The sequence below is a fragment of the Paenibacillus polymyxa M1 genome, from assembly GCF_000237325.1.
Taxonomy (GTDB): domain Bacteria; phylum Bacillota; class Bacilli; order Paenibacillales; family Paenibacillaceae; genus Paenibacillus; species Paenibacillus polymyxa_C.
This window is the reverse complement of the sequence record NC_017542.1, coordinates 4,809,374-4,829,543: the sequence shown is the minus strand read 5'-3', so window position 1 is coordinate 4,829,543 and position 20,170 is coordinate 4,809,374. Positions and strand designations below refer to the sequence as shown.

The following is a 20,170-nucleotide window of genomic DNA, read 5'->3' as shown; positions in this document are numbered from 1 at the left end:
ACGAAATTGTGAAAGGAGTAGACGCCAATGAGTGTTTTTCGAAGAATGCGTGATATTACGGTAGCAACTTTCAATGAGCATTTGGAACAAAGCCAAGATCCGGTACAACTCATTGACCAGTTCCTATATAATACCCGTCAGGAAATCGCTGAAGCGGAAAAGCTTCAACAGCAGTATGCAGTGCATACAAGACAAATGAAGCAGCAGTTGGATCATGCATTATCCATGCAGGCCAAACGGGAGGAACAGGCGCTTCTGGCTTTGAAAGCAGATGAAGAACACGTTGCAAAGCTAGCCCTTCAGGAAAAAATGCTGTATGCAGAAAAAGAAGAGCAGTATAGAGAACTGTGGGAGCAGAGCCGTGAATCATTACGTGAATTGGAGCAACAGCTGGATACATTAAAAACAGAATACCAGACGGTACACAGTAAGCGTCAGTATTATGCTGCACGTGTACAAACGTTGAGACTCCAGCAGCAAATGAACGAACGGGCAGGTACATACGGCGGACGAAATGTTCCCCGAATGTTCAACCGCTTGGAAGACCGGGTAGCTGATATGGAAGCAGAAACGATGAGTTTGCGTGAATTGCGCCGGGGTGAGGAGTATACAACGGATGCTCACAGCGGTGGATCGCTGCTCGAACAAGAGTGGGCGAGACTGAAAAGCAAGCTGAACAACAGCGGGAAGGAGTAAGTAAATTATGACCCGAATTTACCGATCAAACCGGGATAGAGTATTAACTGGAGTATGTGGCGGTCTTTCTGACGCAACAGGAATGGACTCAACTTGGATACGTATTTTGGTTGTGATCAGTTTCTTTATTACAGCAGGCACCACATTTATGATTTATGTGATTGCAGCGTTGGTTATTTCCAAGGAACCAAGATCTCCTTACGACGGAGGATTTGGTCCAGATAGTGGTCCCTATACCCATCAAGATCCACGCTATTATGGCGGTAGTAGTACTAGAACGCAGTATGGACAAGGAACTGGTTACAATCAAGGCGGAGCATACGGCAACTCGAACCCGTTTGGTCAGGATGCCCGCTATTCATCCAAATTTAATACAGGGCACAACAGTGATCTGGATTCCATGATGGAAGATATCGAGAAAAAAGCAATGAAAAAGGAACTGGAAGAGTTACGTAAAAAAGTAGAGCAATTCGAGAAGGGAGAACGTAAATAATGGGAATTTTTAAAAGAATGAAGGATATGACAAGAGCATCGGTGAATGAAATGTTGGATAAAGTTGAAGATCCGATTATCATGTTAAATCAGTACTTGCGCGATATGGAGGCAGAAATTCACGAGGCTGAGGTAACAGTCGCCAAGCAAATGGCAAATGAGCGTCGTATGAAACAGCGTTTGGAGGAGGCTGTGCGTGTATCCAATGAGCGCGAAAAGCAGGCTGAATCTGCATTGCGAAATGGCCAGGAAGAAGTAGCACGCAAGCTACTGGGCGAGAAGGTTTATTTTGTGCAAAAGCAGGATGAATACCGTGACTTGCACACTCAAGCCGAGCTCCAAGCCAAAGAACTGGTACAGCAGCTTCATGGAATGAAGGATGAATTCTACAAAATGCGCAATAAGCGTAATGAGCTGGTATCTCGTGCTCAAATGGCAAAAGCCAAAAAGCAAATGTCGCAAATCAATAGTTTGCACACGATTGAAAGCGGGTCTGCTTCGCTGGGCTTCCACCGCATGGAGGAAAAAATCATGCAAATGGAGGCAGAAGCTGACGTACTGCGTGCCCCTTATCGTCAAGCACCGGGAGAGGCATATGTTAATCCCGCAGAAACTGAAAAACAATTTAAAGTGGATGAGCAGCTTCAACAATTGAAGTCCAAAATTCAGGCAGGTGCTAAACCTGTAGATATGAAGAAGGACTAACTACTCGGAACCCAAACATTATGATATGCTGTATAGATGGACACTGACCAATAACAGTGCTCAATCTGTACGGTTCGGAAGCCATATGGCGATATATTTCGCCACTATGGCTTTTCCTTCCGGTATAAACAAAAAAGGGGGTGCAGCATGGAGAAAAGAAAATCAGCCTTGGCACTGGCAGGGATTGGCATCGGGATTATCATTTTATTCGGTCAGTGGATTGGGTTCCTCTCCGTGTTTGCACTGATCCTAATGTTGGCCGGAATATATAAGATCCGCAATTCCAAAATCAAAAAGGGCTATACGATGCTTGCCATCGGTGCCGGTCTGCTGGTGCTGGATCATTTGTTCTTGTTTGTAGTGATCACATTGGCTTCGCTGGCTGTGTTCTATTCACGTTCCAGGAAGCTGCATAAAGGTCAAAGCTCCATATTCAAACACAATTTCATATCCAATCATAAATGGGATGAAGTGCCATGGAGCTTGCGCAGCACAAGCATATGGCATGTGGTTGGTGATGTGGATGCCGATTTGACGCTCGCTCTTCCAGAGGAACGTGAGCCCGTCATATTTTTACAGGGGATCTTCGGTGACATTGACATCACGCTGCCGGATAATTACGGTGTAGAGGTGGAGATGTTCGTATTGTTCGGTCAGATTCAGTTCGACCGGGATCATGAGGCGGGGATGCTCAATCGACTGGTGTGGAAGTCTCCTCATTTTGAACAGAGTGAATATAAAGTGAAGTTTGTCGTTTCGTACTTGGCGGGCGATGTCCGTATTCGATTTTATTGAACCAGGAGGAACCGGGATGAATCACAAAAAAACGTCCAACATGGTAACCCGCAGTATGGGTGAAGGTATCCTCCTGTGTGTTGTTGTGGGCGTAGTTGTCTTTTATATGCTGTATACATATGGATATGTGAAGTCGTTCCCAACCTGGGGAATGATACTGAAAGTAGCAGGAGCCGTTATACTGGTGTTGATTGGTACAGGGGCAATGTACGGATTTTATGAAAGTTATCGCTTTAAAAGCAGACTGGAAATGTTGAGAGAGACATTGCTGATGTGGGAAAAGGGAACCCCTGCACGTGAGTTGCCACCTCTAGGGCATGATGAGCTTGGCAGACTAGGAGAGCAGTTGGAACGAATCGGGCGTAAATGGCAGGAACAAGTAACGTCTTTACAACGCTTATCTACGGATAATGCTCAGTTAGCAGAACAGGCACGGATGACTGCGATTGTGGAGGAACGGCAGCGGCTGGCCAGAGAGTTACATGACGCAGTATCGCAGCAATTGTTTGCTATTTCAATGACAGCGACGGCTGTGGGTAGGACGCTGGACAAGGATTTTGATAAAGCGCAGCGTCAAGTTGCATTAATTGAAGAAATGTCCTCCGTGGCACAATCCGAAATGCGGGCGTTACTACTTCATCTACGGCCTGTCTATCTGGAAGGAAAACGGCTTGAGCAGGGTTTGCGTGATTTGGTACAGGAATTACAGGCAAAGGTACCGATGGAGATTGATTTTGAGATGGAAAGCGGAGTACAGTTGGTTAAGGGCATTGAGAATCACTTGTTTCGCATTGTTCAGGAAGCGATGTCTAATACATTGCGTCATGCCAAAGCAACTCGTATGGAAATTCGTATTGTGCAACGCCCGGATTCCATTAGGTTGACGATTCGGGATAATGGTATTGGTTTTGAAATGGATGAGAAAAAGCAGACATCATATGGATTATCCACCATGCAGGAGCGGGTCAGTGAAATTGGGGGAGCTATTCAGTATATAACGGCTCCGGGAAAAGGGACACGGATCGAGGTGTCTGTGCCAGTTATTTATGATGAAAGCGGAAGGAACGATGATCATGGAAACGGAATTACCGATTAGCGTACTGCTGGTAGACGACCATGAAATGGTGCGGATCGGGCTTGCGGCGGTGCTGGGGACAGAAGAAGGGATTGAAGTGGTCGGCGAGGCCGGTAGCGGAGAAGAAGGCATACGCTTAGCATCAGAGTACAAGCCAAATGTGATTTTAATGGATTTGGTCATGGATGGCATGGATGGTATCGAAACGACACGCCAAGTGACACGCCTGCTTCCAGAGACAAAGGTGATTGTACTGACGAGTTATTTGGATGATGAGAAAATGTATCCGGTCATTGAGGCAGGGGCATTCAGCTATTTGCTTAAAACGTCTCGTGCTTCCGAGATCGCGGATGCGATCCGTGCAGCTGCACGTGGACAGTCCGTACTAGAGTCGCAGGTGGCCTCTAAGATGATGAATCGGTTTCGCCAGCCACAGGCTGAAGCGCCCGCACATACGGAGCTAACAGATCGTGAGATGGAGGTTCTTCGCTTATTGGCACAAGGGAAGTCCAACCAGGATATCGCAGATGAACTGATTATCGGGATTAAGACGGTAAAATTCCATGTCACGAACCTTCTCGCCAAATTAGGAGTGGAAGACCGCACACAGGCGGCAATCTATGCTTATAAGAACGGCTTAGCAGAGTAAATTGTAAAACGACGAATACAAAGAACCGGAGACGATGAATGGTCCTCCGGTTTTTTTGTGTTCTGTAACACGGCGTTTAGATAAGGAGGAATAGAAAGGCGATTAAAGCCAGATCTAGTGCAAGTCCTGCCCCGTATCCATATCTGCCGCGATAGCCTGCTCTGCCGTTTCCATAACCCCTATTTCCATTTGAATCAAATGCGCCTACGTTATAAGGAAAGTATGGATTTAGAAGTTCGTCCGGCGGTCTATTAAAGGAATTTAGCTTGGCAGAAGAGCGAGCTTTGTTTTTAGAGTTCTTTTTTTGCTTTTTAGAGGAGTTTTTTTTAGCTTTTTGTTTTCCTTTGTTACTGTAGCTTCCGGCATAGAGACTACCAGGAAAGGAGGATGGATATCCGTTCAACATCAGCTTACCTTTGCTACACCCACTTAAGATGCCAATGTGTCGTGTACCATCACGCATAACGGCACAGACCATCCGTCCGCCATGAGGTGCCACATTGGCTTCATTTACTGGATAAATGGGAAACATGATTTCACCTCTTTTGGTGTAAGATGCGTTGTGATTACAGTCTATTCTTATCGTGCCTACGGTGTATGGTCGAACACCCAGTAGGCGAATGAATATTTCTGAAAGGTTGTGCTGACTTCCTCTGCGTATAAAACCTCTGGCAACGGGCATGCTATTGATAGATTCATAGATTTCAATCGAGCCGAAAAAAGAAGCATTCCATCGTGTGTATGCGGAGAATGAATGGTTATGGAGGGGGAAGAACGGCCATGTTAAAAGTAGAAATGATTAAAAAGGGAGTTATTGCAATTTTGGTATTAGGAACGGTGTTGGTACTGGCTGGCTGGCGTTACGGAACTCTTCAGACCAACGGAACTGATTCCCGTGAGGCAGAAACGGCTTTACGCTCGTTATTAATCCTCTCGGATCAAACCCCGGGTACACTGGATAAGCTGGTTGTAAAATGGCAAGGCGATTGGATTCCTAATCATGGAGATCCGGCAGATATAGTGGCACAGATAGCTGAGCAACTGAATATACCCACAGCAAGCAAACTCGTAGAAAATGGGCACACACTATATCGCTCTGTTCGTGATCGTGAGGATTTAAAAATTCGTTTAAATATGATGGAACGTCAAGCTGGACAATGGTATGTAGTCGTTCAACTGGAAAGCAGCGACACAGGACGTGAGCAGTTGATTCAGCTTCATAAGCTTTGTGCCGAGCAATTACATTCGATAGGGGTTCAAGCGCAGTGGAACACCTCCGTTCAGCGTTCGCTGCAAGCAAAGGAAAGCGTGGATCAACTGATGAAACGGACAGAAGCAAGCTTAGCAGGGGATATCTCCATGCAGGCTAAAGAAAGATACACAGATGCAACCACAGTAGCTGTATCTTATGAAGCTCCAGAACTGCCATTAATGGTGCAAAGCGGTGAGCATCAAGTCCAGATGCAGATGGCGGTACATGAAAATAGAGCGCAGCAGAATAAACGTATAACACTCGGTTTTCCGATTATCACAATTGAATACTGACTTATAAGGTAAATTTATGATTCATCGGATAGCTTATCCATGTAGAATATGTTAAAATGTCATCAAATCTTTAGTTCCATGTTTTTCGAAAATCAAGTATGATCTTGTATAAATATACACAATACTACATGCGGATTTCGAGGATTGTGGATTGCGGAATCTTGACATGGGAAGAATGAGGTACTTCATGGCTGACATACCTGTTAAAGAATCTCTTGTGACACAAGGTGCAGTTCTGTTTATTTTTGGTGCTACGGGCGATTTGGCTCGCCGCAAGTTATTTCCTGCTATCTACAGCTTGTACCGCGAAGGCAAGCTTGCTGAAGATTTTGCTGTTATTGGTGTAGCAAGACGTCCCCGCACAGAAGCAGAATTCCGTAATGACCTGTACGCTTCCATACAGGAGTTTAGTCGCTACAAAGCAGAAAATGATCAAGAATGGCAGGCATTTGCCGAGCATTTTGAATATAAATCGCTGGATATCAACAATGTTGATGGGTTTCATGAGCTGAGACAGCAGACGGAGGCTATAGAAGGTAAGTTTAACATACCGGGAAATCGGTTGTTTTATTTGGCCTTGGCGCCTGAATTATTCGGAAGTGTTTCGAAGAGCTTGAAAGAGGGCGGCATGTTGGACGGCAAGGGCTGGAATCGTCTAGTTATAGAGAAGCCTTTCGGTTACAACCTCGAGTCTGCACAAGAGTTGAACATCGAAATACGTGAAGTATTTGCCGAAGAAGAAATTTATCGGATTGATCACTATCTTGGTAAGGAAATGGTTCAAAATATCGAGGTGATTCGCTTCGCTAACGCCTTTTTTGAACCACTATGGAATAACAAGCATATTGCCAATGTGCAAATTACGCTGAGTGAAACGGTAGGGGTGGAGGAACGCGGAGGTTACTATGATCATTCTGGCGCTTTGCGTGATATGGGACAGAACCATATGCTGCAAATGCTTACGATGATCGCGATGGAACCGCCTAGTCGTCTGTTACCAGAGGATATCCGTGATGAAAAGGTGAAAGTGTTGCGTTCACTACGACCTTTTGAATCGTCTGAGGATGTGAAGACCAACGTGGTACGTGGTCAATATACTGAAGGCAGTTACCGAGGTCAGCAGTTGCCAGGGTATCGTCAAGAAGACAAGGTTGATCCACAATCGAATACAGAGACTTATTTTGCTTCACGTGTGTTTGTAGATAATTTCCGTTGGGCTGGTGTACCGTTCTACATTCGTACAGGCAAACGTCTCCCTGTAAAAACTACGGAGATCGTTGTGGAATTTAAGAGCATGCCAACCAATGTATATCTCGGTCAAAAGCATAAGCTGGAACCAAACTTGCTCGTCATTCGGGTCAATCCAATGGAGGGCATTTACATTAAAATTAATGCCAAGAAACCCGGTTCGGAATCAGATATTGAGCCGCTGGCTATGGATTTTTGCCAAAGCTGTATGGTGGGGATCAACTCACCGGAGGCGTATGAACGGTTGCTGATGGATGCGATCGAGGGTGATTCGACGTACTTCACGCGGTGGGATGAGGTTGCCACAGCGTGGGGATTCGTTGATCGAATCGCCAAAGCATGGCAGCAGACCCCGGATACACTGGAAACCTATGCTGCAGGCTCATGGGGACCTGATGGTGCTCACAAGCTGTTGGAGCAGGATGGCTATAAGTGGTGGCCGGTTAGCGGTCAGGATGAAGATAATGTCATCTGGCGAGTAGGCGGCACTCAGTAATCCCGATTTGTCATGCATCCCCCTATGTCCTGTTTAGGATGTAAGGGGATGCTTTGCGTTCGGAGTATGCTATAATAGCTTAGTCTCAGGTTTTCAGTTTGCAACTGATTATACGTTAAAGGCAGGCTAAAACATGTAAATAGATCGTATTTATCATGAATATGGTGACGGAGTATGCCGAATACTGGAGCTAACGGCAATGAGCCGATGAACTTATGAAAATAGGCGTGCATCATGGCCTTTTTATGAATAGCTTGAGCAGAAATGCAATGGATTTGATCATGAAGGGATATGTGAAATGAGTAAAACAACAGATATACTTCAACAGGAAGTCGACAAACGGCGTACGTTTGCGATTATTTCTCACCCGGATGCGGGTAAAACGACATTGACGGAAAAGTTGCTGCTGTTCGGGGGCGCTATTCGTCTTGCAGGTACAGTCAAAGCTCGTAAAGCCAGCAAGCATGCGACGAGTGACTGGATGGAGATTGAAAAACAGCGGGGGATTTCGGTAACATCCTCAGTGATGCAATTTGATTATAATGGGCATCGCGTTAATATTCTGGATACCCCGGGTCACCAGGATTTCAGTGAAGACACGTACCGCACATTAACAGCCGCAGATAGTGCGGTCATGCTGATTGACGTAGCAAAAGGTGTGGAAGCGCAAACGATCAAGCTGTTTCAGGTTTGTGCGAAGCGCGGAATACCGATTTTCACCTTCATTAATAAGCTGGACCGTGAAGGACGCAGTCCCTTTGATCTAATGGAGGAGCTGGAACAGGTGCTTGGTATCCGTTCAGTGCCTATGAACTGGCCGATTGGTACAGGGCGTGATCTGTGCGGTGTTTATGACCGTGTCAAAAATCAGGTTGAGTTGTTTCAGGGAGATGACCATTCCACGATCAAAGTACAAAAAGTGGAAGGTTACAATGATCCGATTATTCGCGAGATGGCGGGCGAATATTTGCACGACCAATTATGCCAAGATTTAGAGTTGCTTGATGTCGCAGGTGACCCTTTTGATATGGAAAAAGTACAGCGTGGAGAATTAACGCCTATATTCTTTGGAAGTGCGATTAATAATTTTGGTGTGCAAACATTTTTGGAAAACTTCCTTCAGCTTGCTCCTAAGCCGGAACCGCGCCACAGTACAGTTGGGGAAATTCAGCCAACGAACGAGAAATTTACCGGTTATGTATTTAAAATTCAGGCCAATATGAACCCGGCTCACCGTGACCGTATCGCATTTTTGCGTATCGTGTCCGGTAAGTTTCAACGTGGGATGAGTGTTAAGCATGTTCGGATGGGCAAGGAAATTAAGCTGTCCCAACCACAGCAGTTCTTGGCACAGGACCGTGATATTGTCGAAGAGGCATTTCCCGGGGATATTATTGGTTTGTTTGATCCGGGTATTTTCCGCATTGGCGATTCACTCAGTCAAGGCAGCGAGGTTGTATTTGATGAACTGCCGACCTTCTCACCTGAGATTTTTGCCAAGGTTACTGTGAAAAATGCTTTGAAGCACAAGCAGTATCTGAAAGGTATCGACCAGTTGACCGAAGAAGGTATGATTCAGGTGTTCCGTACGGTAAGCTTTGATGATACGCTACTAGGTGTAGTCGGCCAACTGCAATTTGAAGTATTTGAATACCGCATGAAGGGTGAATATGGGGTAGATGTACAGCTTCAACGTATGCCGTTCCAATTTGCACGTTGGATTGTGGATGAGCAGATTGATCCGAGCAAGTTCCGTATCAACTCTACGCTGGTAAAAGATAAGAAAGGCAATTATGTAGCCTTGTTCGAAAATGAGTATGCCATGCGTACGGCTATAGAAAAAAATCCGACCGCTAAGTTTTTGGAAATGGCTCCATAAAATTTTATATGCAGTGCAGTCTGATTTCAGTCATTTGATATATACCACGAATAGTCCACTCGACATGAATGCGAGTGGACTATTCTCATTTTCGAATACGGGTAAAAATAATGAGCACAATTAAAGCATAACAAGAAGTTGAATAGCTAGGGTTAGGTTAAGGGCACGGGTTTGATTTTATCGATTTGTTCATGTGCCAAATGGACGAAATCCTGCTGCTGGTTTGGACTCATATGCTTCCATGCGATTTCAAGAATGACACCTAATCCAGGCAAAGCGGCTTCCGGTCCATCCACTGACCCAATAATCATATCCGTAAGATCAGCCTCTGATTTGCCGTGAACTTTGTGAACAATCGCTTGTCGTAAATCCATTGTAATGGGCATGTGTACCTCCCGTATGTTGTAATAGTGATCGAATGTATTATGGCTTGGGCTGTGGCCCAGTATACATGGAGAAGCATTTGGAATAGGGATGTCAAAATTTATGTTTGTAGCATGATATGCTATACTATGACGGATAGTATGGTGAGCGGGAGGTAAAGAAGGAATGGCAAAAAAACAGTATGCGGTCATTGGCATGGGGCGCTTTGGTTCCAGTGTTGCCAGCGCGCTGAGTGAGATGGGGTTTGATGTGCTGGCTATCGATTCGGACGAGCAACGTACACAGGAAATGTCGAATATTGTGACGCATGCGGTGTCTGCCGATTCGACCGATGAGGAAGCACTACGAGCACTGGGTATCCGCAATTTTGACGTAATTGTAGTCGCAATTGGTGAAGATATACAAGCCAGCATTCTAACGACATTGATTCTCAAGGACATGGGTGTGCCTGCTCTTGTGGTCAAAGCACAAAATGAACTGCACGGAAAAGTGCTGCAAAAAATAGGTGCGGATAAAGTGGTTTATCCTGAACGGGATATGGGACTGCGGGTAGCCCACCATTTAACGTCTCCTAATATTTTGGATTATATTGAGCTGTCCAAGGACTACAGTATTTTGGAGATGCGAGCCGCTGATTCCATGATCGGCAAAAATTTGAAGGAGCTAGACATACGGGCACGCTTCGGCTGCAATGTAATGGCGATCCGCAGAAACCAGGAGATGAACATTTCACCGTATGCCGAGGATCGTCTGGAAGCGGGTGATGTGCTGATCATTGTGGGTCACAAGGACGATCTAACCAAGCTGGAGCTGGCTTTTGCAGCTTAGAGAGGTTTGATGTTCAAGTACAAGTGATGCATCATTTATTTTTAAAGAAACAGACCTAGAAACGGAAGGTTAAACCAATGGAAATCATTTCACCGAATAATGCACGTGTAAAAGAATGGTCGCAACTCCTCGAAAAAAAGCATCGCACACGGCAGCATAAATATATTGTCGAGGGTATTCATCTAGTGCAGGAAGCGCTGCGTTCGAACGCGGCTGTTGAAAGCGTCGCCTATGATTTGGACAAGGGGATTCCTGCCGAGCTGAATGGTCTGGATTCAGCCGATCAGCCGGTGGAATGGATTCCCGTGTCGGCGGCAGTCATTGCCAAATGCACCGATACCAAGACGCCGCAGTCTGTCTTTGCCATCGTGCGTAAGGAGGAGCGTAGCGCATTCGCAGCATTGCTGGAGCAACCAGATGCGCTGGTTATGGTGCTGGACGGTGTGCAGGACCCCGGCAATGTAGGCACTATCATTCGCAGTGCGGACGCTGCTGGAGCCGCAGGCGTTATATTGGGCCATGGTTGCGCCGACCTATATAATCCCAAAACGATCCGCTCCACGATGGGATCATTGTTTCATCTGCCAGTGATCGAAGGCAGTCTGGAAGAGCTTTTGCCGCAGGCCAAAAGCAAAGGTGCCCGCTTGCTCAGCACCTCGCTCGATGCAAGCTTATCATGCTATACCATAGATTTGCGTGTATCCACTTGGCTCGTGATTGGCAACGAGGGCCAGGGTATTTCTGCTGCTACCGCAAGTATGGTGGATGAATCAGTATTCATTCCAATGCAGGGACAAGCGGAATCACTGAATGCAGCCATGGCCTCTACGGTGTTATTATTCGAGGCGATGAGACAGCGAAGATAATACCTGAGTGTTTATTATTCACTGATTCGAGTTTTCATGTTTTTATAGTGAAAATGGACAGGGTATTTTATATATGATGTTGTAAGATAAACCTCTTCATAAGAATAACTTAATAGCTTAGATAACTTGACAGTCCCGATAAATAAAATTATTTTTGGGGCTGTTTTTTAATTTTTAGACAGAAGGAGGGCTAATGAGGAACAACATAATCAAACTGAATTCTCACAGATCATTGGGGTATCACAAGGAGCATTAATAGAAGCATAGGTTTTTTCAGCGTACAAGTTGATGAGCTTGAGCCCAGATTAATCTCAGACGTAAAAACACCTACAAGGTTATCTCCATATCTTACGACATGGCTTGATTCTCTTGAAGATGTTTTGATGTGTCTCACGTTTTGGGATTAGCTACGTCGTTAAGCAACAGGGACCTTCACAATTGTAGACATAGTTGGAAACTTAAGCTGCATAGCAGCCAGTGTTGCGTTTTGTTGGCTTCGTCTCTTGCAAATTGGGGGTATTGGTAGCCATATTCAATTTGACCTAACAAATTATTGTCTCTGATTTTAGTAGAAATATAACCTGCTGCATGAAGGCCATTTTTACATCTCCAGACCTTGTTATAATCGTCCGACAGCAGGCCCAGTTCTTTGAACTCACCGTTCAATCTGACGGAAAGAACAAGATGTCTTCCACGCTTTCATGCCACTGCTCGCCTTCCCGCAATCCATAGACTCCCAACCGAGACCATAAAAACCGAACCTTTTTTCCATCGAGCGACAATATAGGGTGTAAGCTGCTTACTTAGGAGGGCCCTCTGAATGCAAAGTGAATCTATGTACCACGTGCTCACAAAAATGATTGAAGGAGATCAGCAGGCGTTTCACACGTTGTATGATGCCACCTATAAGGATGTCTATCGGACTGTCTCTTTTCTGGTGGATCATCCGCAGGATCGCGAAGATATTATGAATGAGATCTACATGCAAATGTGGACCTCGCTTCCCAACTACGATCCGAATCGTCCTTTCCACTTCTGGCTGCACGGCTTGGTCATCCGACAAGTGCAAAGATTCCGGGTGAAAAGCTGGAGGAGATTCCGAATTTTCGAACGCATCCGTGTCTTTTCTCGGGAAGAGCGTCATTGGGATCAGACCACGGTGAGGACGGATGGGACAGACCCTGAAATATCGAAGGCCATGCACAAGCTGACCGATAAACAGCGAACGGTGATCATACTCCGCTTTTACCACGACTATAGGCTGGAGGAGATTGCGACATTACTCGATATTCCGCTGGGTACAGTTAAGTCCAGATATCATGCCGGCCTGCAGTCGCTTCGAAAACACTTGGGAAATCTCTCCTTGGAAAGGATGGAAAAGAACAATGCCTATTGAAAGCCAAATCAGCGAGTACCTGCACCAAGAAGCAGAGACCATGGAATGCCCCCCGGCTGTTTCCAAACGAGTCGAACAATCCTATTCTCAATACGTACAACGGCAAAGGAGCAAAAAAACGATGAAAAAACGATTGATCGGCAGCATCGTCGCTGCAATAATTATGATTCCAACCGCGGCATTCGCGGCCCCTCCCCTGATTGAAATGATTACGAGAACACCGATGACAGCCAAACAAGTCAAGATGGATGCGGTTGGCCAAGCAGCGCTTGAAAAGTTGTATCGCTCTTATCCGGAAACCAAATCGTTTGAAATTATCGACGCCAGCCAGATTGGAGGAGACCCCACGAATACAAGTCAGGGGAAAGCCATTCAAACAAGCATCGTGCTGCAGGAAAAGGGAGCTCACGGCAAAAAGGTCAGACTTGATTTGAACGGTATCACGGGTGAAATCGAACAAGTGAACCAAGAGAATTGGGAGCCTCAGGAGAAGCCGGTCAACTCCTTATCCGATCAAGAAATCAAATCGAAAGTAGATGACCTCATTAACAAACTGTACGGCAGCTCCAGTAAGTACGAATGTAACATGGAGCCGATGCAGACACCGGACCAAAAAACATTTATATTGAACTACACCGAAAAGGGATCAACAACGCCGTTTTATCAGGCATTCGTTCAAGGGAATACGATCAGCGTTTCTCTGATCGGAGGCGGCCCTGCTCCATCCGTGGAAGGCTTTTTCATGACTAACGGCAAGCCTGACTATACTGCAGATGCCTTTTTAAACGATGAAGAGCTCTTTTCTTTACTTCACATGAGTCCAGCAGACTTGAAAGAAGAATTGGCAAAGGGGGCATCTGTCGTCGAGATCGCAGCATCTAAAAAGATTTCCAAACAACAAGTCATGGACGTTATCGCAAGTACGCAGGCTAAAAAACAAATCCAAGCCGATCCGCATGGTGGAGCTACTGTTGACGATCGTACGCTGGAACTATTGAAACGGATTCTTGAACCCAAAGTATTGAAAGTGATTGAACACAAAACGGAAACGCCTTGGTAGGGAGAGCAATACAGAGTGTATGGTGTTTGATATAGTTAAGTAAAACGCGATAAACGAAACAAAGAAAGCTTCAGACTGATTCATCCGGTCTGAAGCTTTCTTTTCATTTGTCAGCTCACTATGATTTGTCTCACGTTATGGGGTCAGTCCCAACAGTATGCATATCTGAACTTCGATTGAAAGAGGCGAAACATGTATTCAAGTCAACAGAGTGGTCCATGTCTGATATTAGTGAAGAATTGCGATTAGAGAATTCATCGTCGTTTACAGGGTGGTTTGTGAACTGGGAGGGAATATCTCCGCAAAAATATAGAATTTTTAATAAAAGATAATAAGGACACTAAACTTGGTAAAGATATTTTTTAAAAAGAGTTTATACTATAAGTCTTGCTATTCTTTGACTACAACTATAGATTCCTTAAGCATGGCATTGTATCAAATGAATACCTTAAGCTTAACTTTTTGGTTTGAGATTGATTTTGTGAAAGTTAAGAAATGAGTGACATTAATAGGAAGGAAGTTGTATCTTTATGACAAAAATTGAGGGCTTTTAACATTCCTCAGCTCCGATTACAAGAAGATATTTTCCGGAACAACTTTGCGGACGTCAGGTGGTATGGGGGGAATCTTGCTCCATTACGTATCGCAGAGTTTAAATCTGAACTAATTGAAGGAAGAACTTTTGTTGACACTAAACAAACAACTCGCGAACTGGACTGCATAAATATGTGAAGTTTCACAATTTCCATTGAAAGTACGATCCGTGATTTTGAGAGCATTCTTTCTGAGTTGAAGCTAGGTATATCACTAGCGGAACAACAAGGGGATACGACAAACAGAGGTGCAGTTTCTTTATCTAAATAAGTTTGAAGTGTAGATCACTTCAAGAGAGAAGTGCATCAAGTCAAAATTAAGAGGCATAAGCGCGGGACATTCCTATGGGGATTAGTAGAAATACGGAAAATGAGTCGGGTCATAGAACCCGACTCATTTTTTTATAAAGACACACGCTTCTGATGATCTGAATTCTTTATACCTTACAACAAAGTAATGTTTTTGTAAGCTTTGGCTGTTGTTCCTTAGATAGAAGCTAATTAGTATGGAAAATAGCGAGCCGAGGAGAGAAGTGAGCAAAGTATGAAATATTCAAAGCATAAAATTAAAGAGGTATTTAAGTCGAAATTATGTTGTAATGAAACGTTAAAAAACTATAAAGAGATCATGATTACAGTAATAGTTATCGCCATTATAATTATCATGTTAATCACTCTGGTGTTTGGCACCATGCATATCATTCGGGATTCAATTTACACCATGAGACTCTCCTAAGCTACAAATAAAAGGAATTCGGTTGTTGTTATTGCTTGGACGATCAAATAAAGGCATTATATAGAGAAAATCATGTGATTTAAAATTCAAGCACTAAGAAGGTAGAAAACACGATGCATAAAATATTAATCGTAGAGGATGACCCTCAAATTAGCTCCTTACTCCAATCCTATCTTGAGAAATATGGTTATCAAGGAGTTGTCGTTTCAAATTTTGATCAAGTCTTAGGTGTTTTCCAGAAGGTAAAGCCTGATTTGGTCATACTGGATGTGAATTTACCTCGTTTTGATGGATTTTATTGGTGCAGGCAAATTCGTACTCAATCTACTTGTCCCATCCTGTTTGTGTCCGCGCGTGATGATAAAATGGATCAGGTCATTGCTTTGCAAAACGGAGCAGATGATTACATTACCAAACCGTTTCATCCCGAAGTACTGTTAGCCAAGGTAGAAAGCAATCTGCGACGTGCCTATGGTATATATGCAGTTGCCCAAAAATCACGCACCATAACAGTGTCAGGCTTAACTTTATATCCTGATACTATGGAGCTGGTGTTTCATGACAAGCAAGTAGAAATGAGCCATAAAGAAGCTGCACTGCTGGAGCTACTGATGACATATCCCAAGCAGGTTGTAGGGAGAGTTCATCTCTTAGAAGCGTTATGGGATGATTACCAATATGTAGGAGAAAATACGCTGAACGTTTATGTTACCCGTGTCCGTAAAAAGCTGAGCGAACTGGGGTTGGAGGATATTATAGAAACGGTTAGAGGAGCTGGATACCGGCTGCACTTGACTGAGGAGGAAGAACAGTGAAGCTGTTTTGGCGTGATCATTTTTCCATGATCATTTTTAATATTATCCAACTTTTTCTTGTGTTGATTATTTACTGGATGGATGGTTATCGTAACTTGTCGACGGCCTTGTATTCGGTCTTTTTTGGGTTTATCCTTTTGCTGGTCTATTTGCTATTTCGGTACGTCATGTATTCTGGTTTATATCGAATTTTATCCACTGCTAACATTAGAGATTTAGATGAGCTTATTCAGATGAAGGTACTTAATCCGTTAGCCTCTTCTTTACAGCATTTGCTTTTGCAGTTCTACCAGTTGCACCAGTCTCGGATTCATCAATTGGAGCATCAGCAGCGTGATCACATCACATTCATTAACCAGTGGGTTCACCAGATGAAAACGCCCCTATCTGTGATTCATTTAATTCTCAAAGGAAAAATAGATCCCGAGTCGGATCAGATTCACGATGAGATTGATCGAATGGGAAAAGGACTGGAAATGATTTTGTATATGTCACGATTGGAATCCTTTGAACCAGACTTTCATGTAGAGCCTGTTGTATTACGAAAGCTGGTTAGTGAAGTGATTTACGATAACAAAAGGTTATTGATCCGCAACGAAATTTATCCTTCCAATGAAGTGGACGAGCAGTTGAGTGTGATTACCGATGCCAAATGGTTAAGATTTATCATTAATCAATTGGTGACTAATGCGATAAAGTATTCTTCAGGTTATGCTTACAGCCTGAAACTGATATCTGACGTAAGAGATCATGTGATTGTGTTGAAAGTACAGGATGAAGGGATTGGTATCCCTAAAAAAGATATAGAGCGGGTATTTGAGGCTTATTACACAGGTGAAAATGGACGGAAGTATAGTGAATCTACCGGGATGGGGCTCTATTTGGTGGCAGAAATCTGCAAAAGGTTGAATCATAATATTCAACTCACATCGACGGTAGGTGAAGGAACGACTGTTGAGATTCTGTTTCCAATACACCCATAAGAAACCTTACAACACATTTAAGGTTTTTGTAATGTTAATCGATCGACGCTCTGTTCCGGATGGATTATGATCATGACATAGGAAAAAGAAAGGAATGAACGATGGAGATTGTACGAATGGATCAAGTCACCAAAATATACTATGGTAAGGTTCCACACCGAGCTCTCAACAATATCCATTTAACGATTCAACCAGGTGAGTTTGTCGGCATTATGGGTCCGTCTGGTAGTGGGAAGACAACATTATTAAATATGATTTCGACCATTGATATGCCTACTTCTGGCGAGGTTAGCATTAAAGGGGAAAATCCACATCTGCTCAAGAAGGATAAGCTGGCTTTATTTCGCCGCAAAGAACTGGGGCTTGTATTTCAAGATTATAATTTGTTGGAAACCCTCACTTTGGGTGAAAACATACTGTTTCCTCTGATGCTGAATAAAAAAGGGTTAAAGGAAATGGAGCACAAACTGGAAGAAGTATCGAAAAAACTGGATATTACAGATGTTTTGGACAAACGGCCTTATGAGGTGTCAGGGGGACAAAAACAACGTGCAGCCATAGGCAGAGCTATGATTCACTCTCCTTCGCTCCTGCTTGCAGATGAACCAACCGGAAATCTCGATTCCAAGTCTTCGCGTGTTGTAATGGAAATGCTGAGCCTTGTCCACCGTGTAGACTATTCTACAATTGTGCTGGTAACACACGGCGCCTTGGAAGCCAGCTATTGCGACCGGGTAATTTTTATTAAAGATGGTGAGTTATATAATGAAATCCGTCGTAGTCATAGTCAGCAAATATTTTTTCAGGAAATCATAGATATGCTCTCCTTTTTGGGGGGAAGTAGACATGCACATGAGCTTTCGTCTGTTAGCATGGAATAATCTCAAACGCAATGCGCGTGCTTACGTTCCTTATTATTTAAGCAGCTCCTTGATGATTACGATTTTTTTCGTATATGCGGTATTTATTTTTCACCCGGATGTCTCGAATGTAATCACAGCAGCTAATGTAAAAAAGGGATTACAGGTTGCGGATCTGTTGATTTTTGTATTTTCCTTTTTTTTCGTATTATACACAAATAATATCTTTGTTGCTGCACGTAAGAAAGAATTTGGTATACTCACCATTTTAGGAGCAAGTCATAGGCAAATTTGTTTTTTGGTAGCTTTTGAAAATCTAATTATAGGCTTTTTATCATTGGTTACCGGGATGATCGGAGGATTTGTTTTAGCGAAGTTTTTCCTGCTTATGGGTTCCAATGTCACAGGAATGTATTTAAGATTTTATTTTCCCTGGAAAGCACTGGCTTTTACAGGAATCGGCTTTATGTTTTTGTTTATATTGATCTCACTTGTGTCTGTTTTCTTTATCCGACATTTTAAACTACAGCAGCTTTTTAGCAAGGCTCCTCAGCTTAACAAAGAACCTAAAGCTTTTTGGAGTCTTTCCATTCTTGCCATAGTATTCATAGGAGCAGCTGTATGTTTAATGAAGCTTGATTTTTCACCATACATTTATCTGGCACCGTATCGTTTAGGGACCCTTTCTTTTTATATATTGCACTATTCGGTCGGAGACACCTTTAAATATACAATTATAATGGGATCTCTGGGTATTTACTTATTTTATAATCAATCATGTGTACTATTCATTCAATTGCTTAGAGCTAACAGGAAATGGTCTTGGAGCGGATCGCGTTTGTTATGGTTATCTGAGATCACATATAAAATGCGAAATAATGCCGGGCTTTTTTCATTGATTACCCTCATTTCTATCATTTCCTGTGTAGGAGCAGCGTCAACCTTTGACTCCATGCAGCAGCAAAAAAGATTTCTTAGGGAGCAGTCTTATTCATTTGCATTTACTTCTGATGTTGTAAGTTCTAACGAGCTTGAAAAAGAGATTGACCAAAATCTTTATACGGCTGGGGTAGATTATGGGAAAGGTGAAGTGTTAGTCTTCCCCTTTCGGGAACAGGTCGCGCCAGTGATGAAACAATCCAACTATGAAGCACTTGCTTCCAAGTTTAAGAAGCTGAAACAGGTACCTACGCTTCGGGAGAATCAAGGTTTTTTCCTTTTCGATCCAAACGGGATGTCTTTCGAAGAAAAGAAAACCTTTTTTGAAAAAAAGCTAACTTACAAGCAAGGGAAATCTCATATGATGAATCTTCAGATTATGGATACTAAGATAATAGATCATAACCTGAAGTTTGATGGAAATATCGTCTCTGAACTAGGAAGCTTACTTGTTGTTTCTGATCGAACTTACGACTATTTAATTGAACATCGGTATTTCAATGATCCGTTGGCATATAAATCTATTTATTATTTTGTGCCCAAATGGAAGAATGGCCAGCTTTCCTTAGAAACTTCTGAAACTCAACAAGAGGTATGGTTGTATTCTGTGTTGGCCAACAAGGTGAATAAAGGAGTGCTTAACTCTAGGGCCGTAGACTATTTGACATCGGAAATGGATCTGGTTATTAGTGAATTTATTGGTGGATTTATCGCCATTATTATGTTGGCGAGCACGGTAAGCCTGCTGTATTTCAGATTGTATGTAGATCTTCAGCGGGATGAGGAAATATACCGAGCTTTATCGAAAATTGGACTAAACTCAAGGGAAATGAGACAAGCTGCCTCCAGACAAATTGCATTTCTGTTTCTTCTGCCATTAGTCGTATCATCTATAGGAATAGTGCTTTGTTTAGTGATGTCAGAACCGTCTGGAATATATGGATTACCCGTTCATCTTACGCTGATTCAGATTATGATGTGCTTCTGGTCTATCCAGTTTCTTTCCTTTCTTATTGTACGTTCCCTGTATCTTCGTCAATTAGATTTAAAGATACTGTAAGGAAGGATAAGTTGTGTGTAAAAAGTTGCAGAAGGGTAGGATGAAGTTCCTCCTTTCTGGAATTTTGCAC

Annotated in this window: 19 protein-coding genes and 1 pseudogene; 18 read left to right on the top strand and 2 right to left on the bottom strand. The window is 43.4% G+C overall.

The annotated features are described in order from the left end of the window. Positions 1-27 precede the first annotated feature (27 nt). The 6 genes from PPM_RS21785 to PPM_RS21760 all read left to right on the top strand — a co-directional run bounded on the left by PPM_RS21785 (position 28) and on the right by PPM_RS21760 (position 4,412). Positions 28-696, top strand: coding sequence for a PspA/IM30 family protein (locus PPM_RS21785; protein ID WP_013373000.1), 669 nt, complete (start codon positions 28-30; stop codon positions 694-696). A gap of 7 nt (positions 697-703) precedes the next feature. After that, positions 704-1,189, top strand: a complete 486-nt coding sequence (locus tag PPM_RS21780) for a PspC domain-containing protein (RefSeq protein ID WP_013372999.1) — start codon at positions 704-706, stop codon at positions 1,187-1,189. After that, the gene (locus PPM_RS21775) at positions 1,189-1,893 is read left to right on the top strand and encodes a PspA/IM30 family protein (RefSeq protein WP_016324715.1); all 705 of its coding nucleotides are present in this window, start codon (positions 1,189-1,191) and stop codon (positions 1,891-1,893) included. The genes PPM_RS21780 and PPM_RS21775 overlap by 1 nt, the downstream gene beginning before the upstream one ends. Positions 1,894-2,040: 147 nt before the next feature. Beyond that, positions 2,041-2,688: a cell wall-active antibiotics response protein LiaF gene (liaF, locus tag PPM_RS21770; RefSeq protein WP_013372997.1), complete on the top strand. Its 648-nt coding sequence runs from the start codon at positions 2,041-2,043 to the stop codon at positions 2,686-2,688. 16 nt (positions 2,689-2,704) lie between these two features. Beyond that, positions 2,705-3,784 carry a sensor histidine kinase gene (locus PPM_RS21765; RefSeq protein WP_013372996.1) on the top strand — a complete coding sequence of 360 codons (1,080 nt, stop codon included), beginning with the start codon at positions 2,705-2,707 and terminating at the stop codon, positions 3,782-3,784. Continuing rightward, complete coding sequence (locus PPM_RS21760) at positions 3,762-4,412, top strand: response regulator (protein ID WP_013372995.1); 651 nt, start codon at positions 3,762-3,764, stop codon at positions 4,410-4,412. Before PPM_RS21765 ends, PPM_RS21760 begins: the two co-directional genes overlap by 23 nt. A gap of 76 nt (positions 4,413-4,488) precedes the next feature. On the opposite strand, the gene PPM_RS21755 is transcribed toward PPM_RS21760, so the two are convergent. Beyond that, positions 4,489-4,944 (bottom strand): hypothetical protein, encoded by a 456-nt coding sequence (locus tag PPM_RS21755; RefSeq protein WP_025675777.1) that lies wholly within the window; start codon positions 4,942-4,944, stop codon positions 4,489-4,491. 248 nt (positions 4,945-5,192) lie between these two features. On the opposite strand from PPM_RS21755, the gene PPM_RS21750 reads away from it, so the two are divergent. From PPM_RS21750 to PPM_RS21740, 3 genes are all read left to right on the top strand, one after another. After that, complete coding sequence (locus PPM_RS21750) at positions 5,193-5,957, top strand: YwmB family TATA-box binding protein (RefSeq protein ID WP_013372993.1); 765 nt, start codon at positions 5,193-5,195, stop codon at positions 5,955-5,957. A 187-nt stretch (positions 5,958-6,144) separates the two neighbouring features. After that, entirely contained in the window at positions 6,145-7,701 is a 1,557-nt protein-coding gene (zwf, locus tag PPM_RS21745) for a glucose-6-phosphate dehydrogenase (RefSeq protein ID WP_013372992.1), read from the top strand. Positions 7,702-7,999: 298 nt separating this feature from the next. Then, positions 8,000-9,580 (top strand): peptide chain release factor 3, encoded by a 1,581-nt coding sequence (locus tag PPM_RS21740; RefSeq protein ID WP_013372991.1) that lies wholly within the window; start codon positions 8,000-8,002, stop codon positions 9,578-9,580. Between the two features lie 152 nt (positions 9,581-9,732). Here the strand turns inward: PPM_RS21740 and PPM_RS21735 are convergent, their stop codons facing one another. Then, a complete protein-coding gene (locus PPM_RS21735) occupies positions 9,733-9,966 on the bottom strand; it encodes a small acid-soluble spore protein SspI (RefSeq protein ID WP_013372990.1) in 234 nt (77 codons plus the stop codon). A gap of 157 nt (positions 9,967-10,123) precedes the next feature. On the opposite strand from PPM_RS21735, the pseudogene PPM_RS21730 reads away from it, so the two are divergent. The 9 genes and pseudogenes from PPM_RS21730 to PPM_RS21690 all read left to right on the top strand — a co-directional run. Continuing rightward, positions 10,124-10,792 (top strand): annotated as a pseudogene (locus PPM_RS21730) (potassium channel family protein); the annotation flags it as partial. A gap of 77 nt (positions 10,793-10,869) precedes the next feature. Then, positions 10,870-11,658: a TrmH family RNA methyltransferase gene (locus tag PPM_RS21725; RefSeq protein ID WP_013372988.1), complete on the top strand. Its 789-nt coding sequence runs from the start codon at positions 10,870-10,872 to the stop codon at positions 11,656-11,658. Between the two features lie 820 nt (positions 11,659-12,478). Further along, the gene (locus tag PPM_RS21720) at positions 12,479-13,054 is read left to right on the top strand and encodes a sigma-70 family RNA polymerase sigma factor (protein WP_013372986.1); all 576 of its coding nucleotides are present in this window, start codon (positions 12,479-12,481) and stop codon (positions 13,052-13,054) included. Beyond that, a complete protein-coding gene (locus PPM_RS21715; RefSeq protein ID WP_013372985.1) occupies positions 13,044-14,114 on the top strand; it encodes a hypothetical protein in 1,071 nt (356 codons plus the stop codon). Before PPM_RS21720 ends, PPM_RS21715 begins: the two co-directional genes overlap by 11 nt. 137 nt (positions 14,115-14,251) lie before the next feature. Then, positions 14,252-14,446 carry a helix-turn-helix domain-containing protein gene (locus tag PPM_RS28810; protein WP_144399885.1) on the top strand — a complete coding sequence of 65 codons (195 nt, stop codon included), beginning with the start codon at positions 14,252-14,254 and terminating at the stop codon, positions 14,444-14,446. A 1,110-nt stretch (positions 14,447-15,556) separates the two neighbouring features. Then, positions 15,557-16,258 carry a response regulator transcription factor gene (locus PPM_RS21705; RefSeq protein ID WP_016324713.1) on the top strand — a complete coding sequence of 234 codons (702 nt, stop codon included), beginning with the start codon at positions 15,557-15,559 and terminating at the stop codon, positions 16,256-16,258. Further along, a complete protein-coding gene (locus PPM_RS21700) occupies positions 16,255-17,241 on the top strand; it encodes a sensor histidine kinase (protein ID WP_016324712.1) in 987 nt (328 codons plus the stop codon). The genes PPM_RS21705 and PPM_RS21700 overlap by 4 nt, the downstream gene beginning before the upstream one ends. Before the next feature lie 101 nt (positions 17,242-17,342). Beyond that, on the top strand, positions 17,343-18,122 hold the full coding sequence (locus tag PPM_RS21695) for an ABC transporter ATP-binding protein (RefSeq protein WP_040102904.1): 780 nt from the start codon (positions 17,343-17,345) through the stop codon (positions 18,120-18,122). Beyond that, a complete protein-coding gene (locus PPM_RS21690) occupies positions 18,088-20,100 on the top strand; it encodes an ABC transporter permease (protein ID WP_016324710.1) in 2,013 nt (670 codons plus the stop codon). The genes PPM_RS21695 and PPM_RS21690 overlap by 35 nt, the downstream gene beginning before the upstream one ends. Positions 20,101-20,170: the final 70 nt, after the last annotated feature.

Excerpts from the sequence above, each read along its gene's own strand:
- PPM_RS21785 (WP_013373000.1), top strand. The coding sequence starts at position 28 with ATGAGTGTTTTTCGAAGAATGCGTGATATTACGGTAGCAACTTTCAAT.
- PPM_RS21780 (WP_013372999.1), top strand. The coding sequence starts at position 704 with ATGACCCGAATTTACCGATCAAACCGGGATAGAGTATTAACTGGAGTA.
- PPM_RS21775 (WP_016324715.1), top strand. The coding sequence starts at position 1,189 with ATGGGAATTTTTAAAAGAATGAAGGATATGACAAGAGCATCGGTGAAT.
- liaF (WP_013372997.1), top strand. The coding sequence starts at position 2,041 with ATGGAGAAAAGAAAATCAGCCTTGGCACTGGCAGGGATTGGCATCGGG.
- PPM_RS21765 (WP_013372996.1), top strand. The coding sequence starts at position 2,705 with ATGAATCACAAAAAAACGTCCAACATGGTAACCCGCAGTATGGGTGAA.
- PPM_RS21760 (WP_013372995.1), top strand. The coding sequence starts at position 3,762 with ATGGAAACGGAATTACCGATTAGCGTACTGCTGGTAGACGACCATGAA.
- PPM_RS21755 (WP_025675777.1), bottom strand. The coding sequence starts at position 4,944 with ATGTTTCCCATTTATCCAGTAAATGAAGCCAATGTGGCACCTCATGGC.
- PPM_RS21750 (WP_013372993.1), top strand. The coding sequence starts at position 5,193 with ATGTTAAAAGTAGAAATGATTAAAAAGGGAGTTATTGCAATTTTGGTA.
- zwf (WP_013372992.1), top strand. The coding sequence starts at position 6,145 with ATGGCTGACATACCTGTTAAAGAATCTCTTGTGACACAAGGTGCAGTT.
- PPM_RS21740 (WP_013372991.1), top strand. The coding sequence starts at position 8,000 with ATGAGTAAAACAACAGATATACTTCAACAGGAAGTCGACAAACGGCGT.
- PPM_RS21735 (WP_013372990.1), bottom strand. The coding sequence starts at position 9,966 with ATGCCCATTACAATGGATTTACGACAAGCGATTGTTCACAAAGTTCAC.
- PPM_RS21725 (WP_013372988.1), top strand. The coding sequence starts at position 10,870 with ATGGAAATCATTTCACCGAATAATGCACGTGTAAAAGAATGGTCGCAA.
- PPM_RS21720 (WP_013372986.1), top strand. The coding sequence starts at position 12,479 with ATGCAAAGTGAATCTATGTACCACGTGCTCACAAAAATGATTGAAGGA.
- PPM_RS21715 (WP_013372985.1), top strand. The coding sequence starts at position 13,044 with ATGCCTATTGAAAGCCAAATCAGCGAGTACCTGCACCAAGAAGCAGAG.
- PPM_RS28810 (WP_144399885.1), top strand. The coding sequence starts at position 14,252 with ATGGGGTCAGTCCCAACAGTATGCATATCTGAACTTCGATTGAAAGAG.
- PPM_RS21705 (WP_016324713.1), top strand. The coding sequence starts at position 15,557 with ATGCATAAAATATTAATCGTAGAGGATGACCCTCAAATTAGCTCCTTA.
- PPM_RS21695 (WP_040102904.1), top strand. The coding sequence starts at position 17,343 with ATGGAGATTGTACGAATGGATCAAGTCACCAAAATATACTATGGTAAG.
- PPM_RS21690 (WP_016324710.1), top strand. The coding sequence starts at position 18,088 with ATGCACATGAGCTTTCGTCTGTTAGCATGGAATAATCTCAAACGCAAT.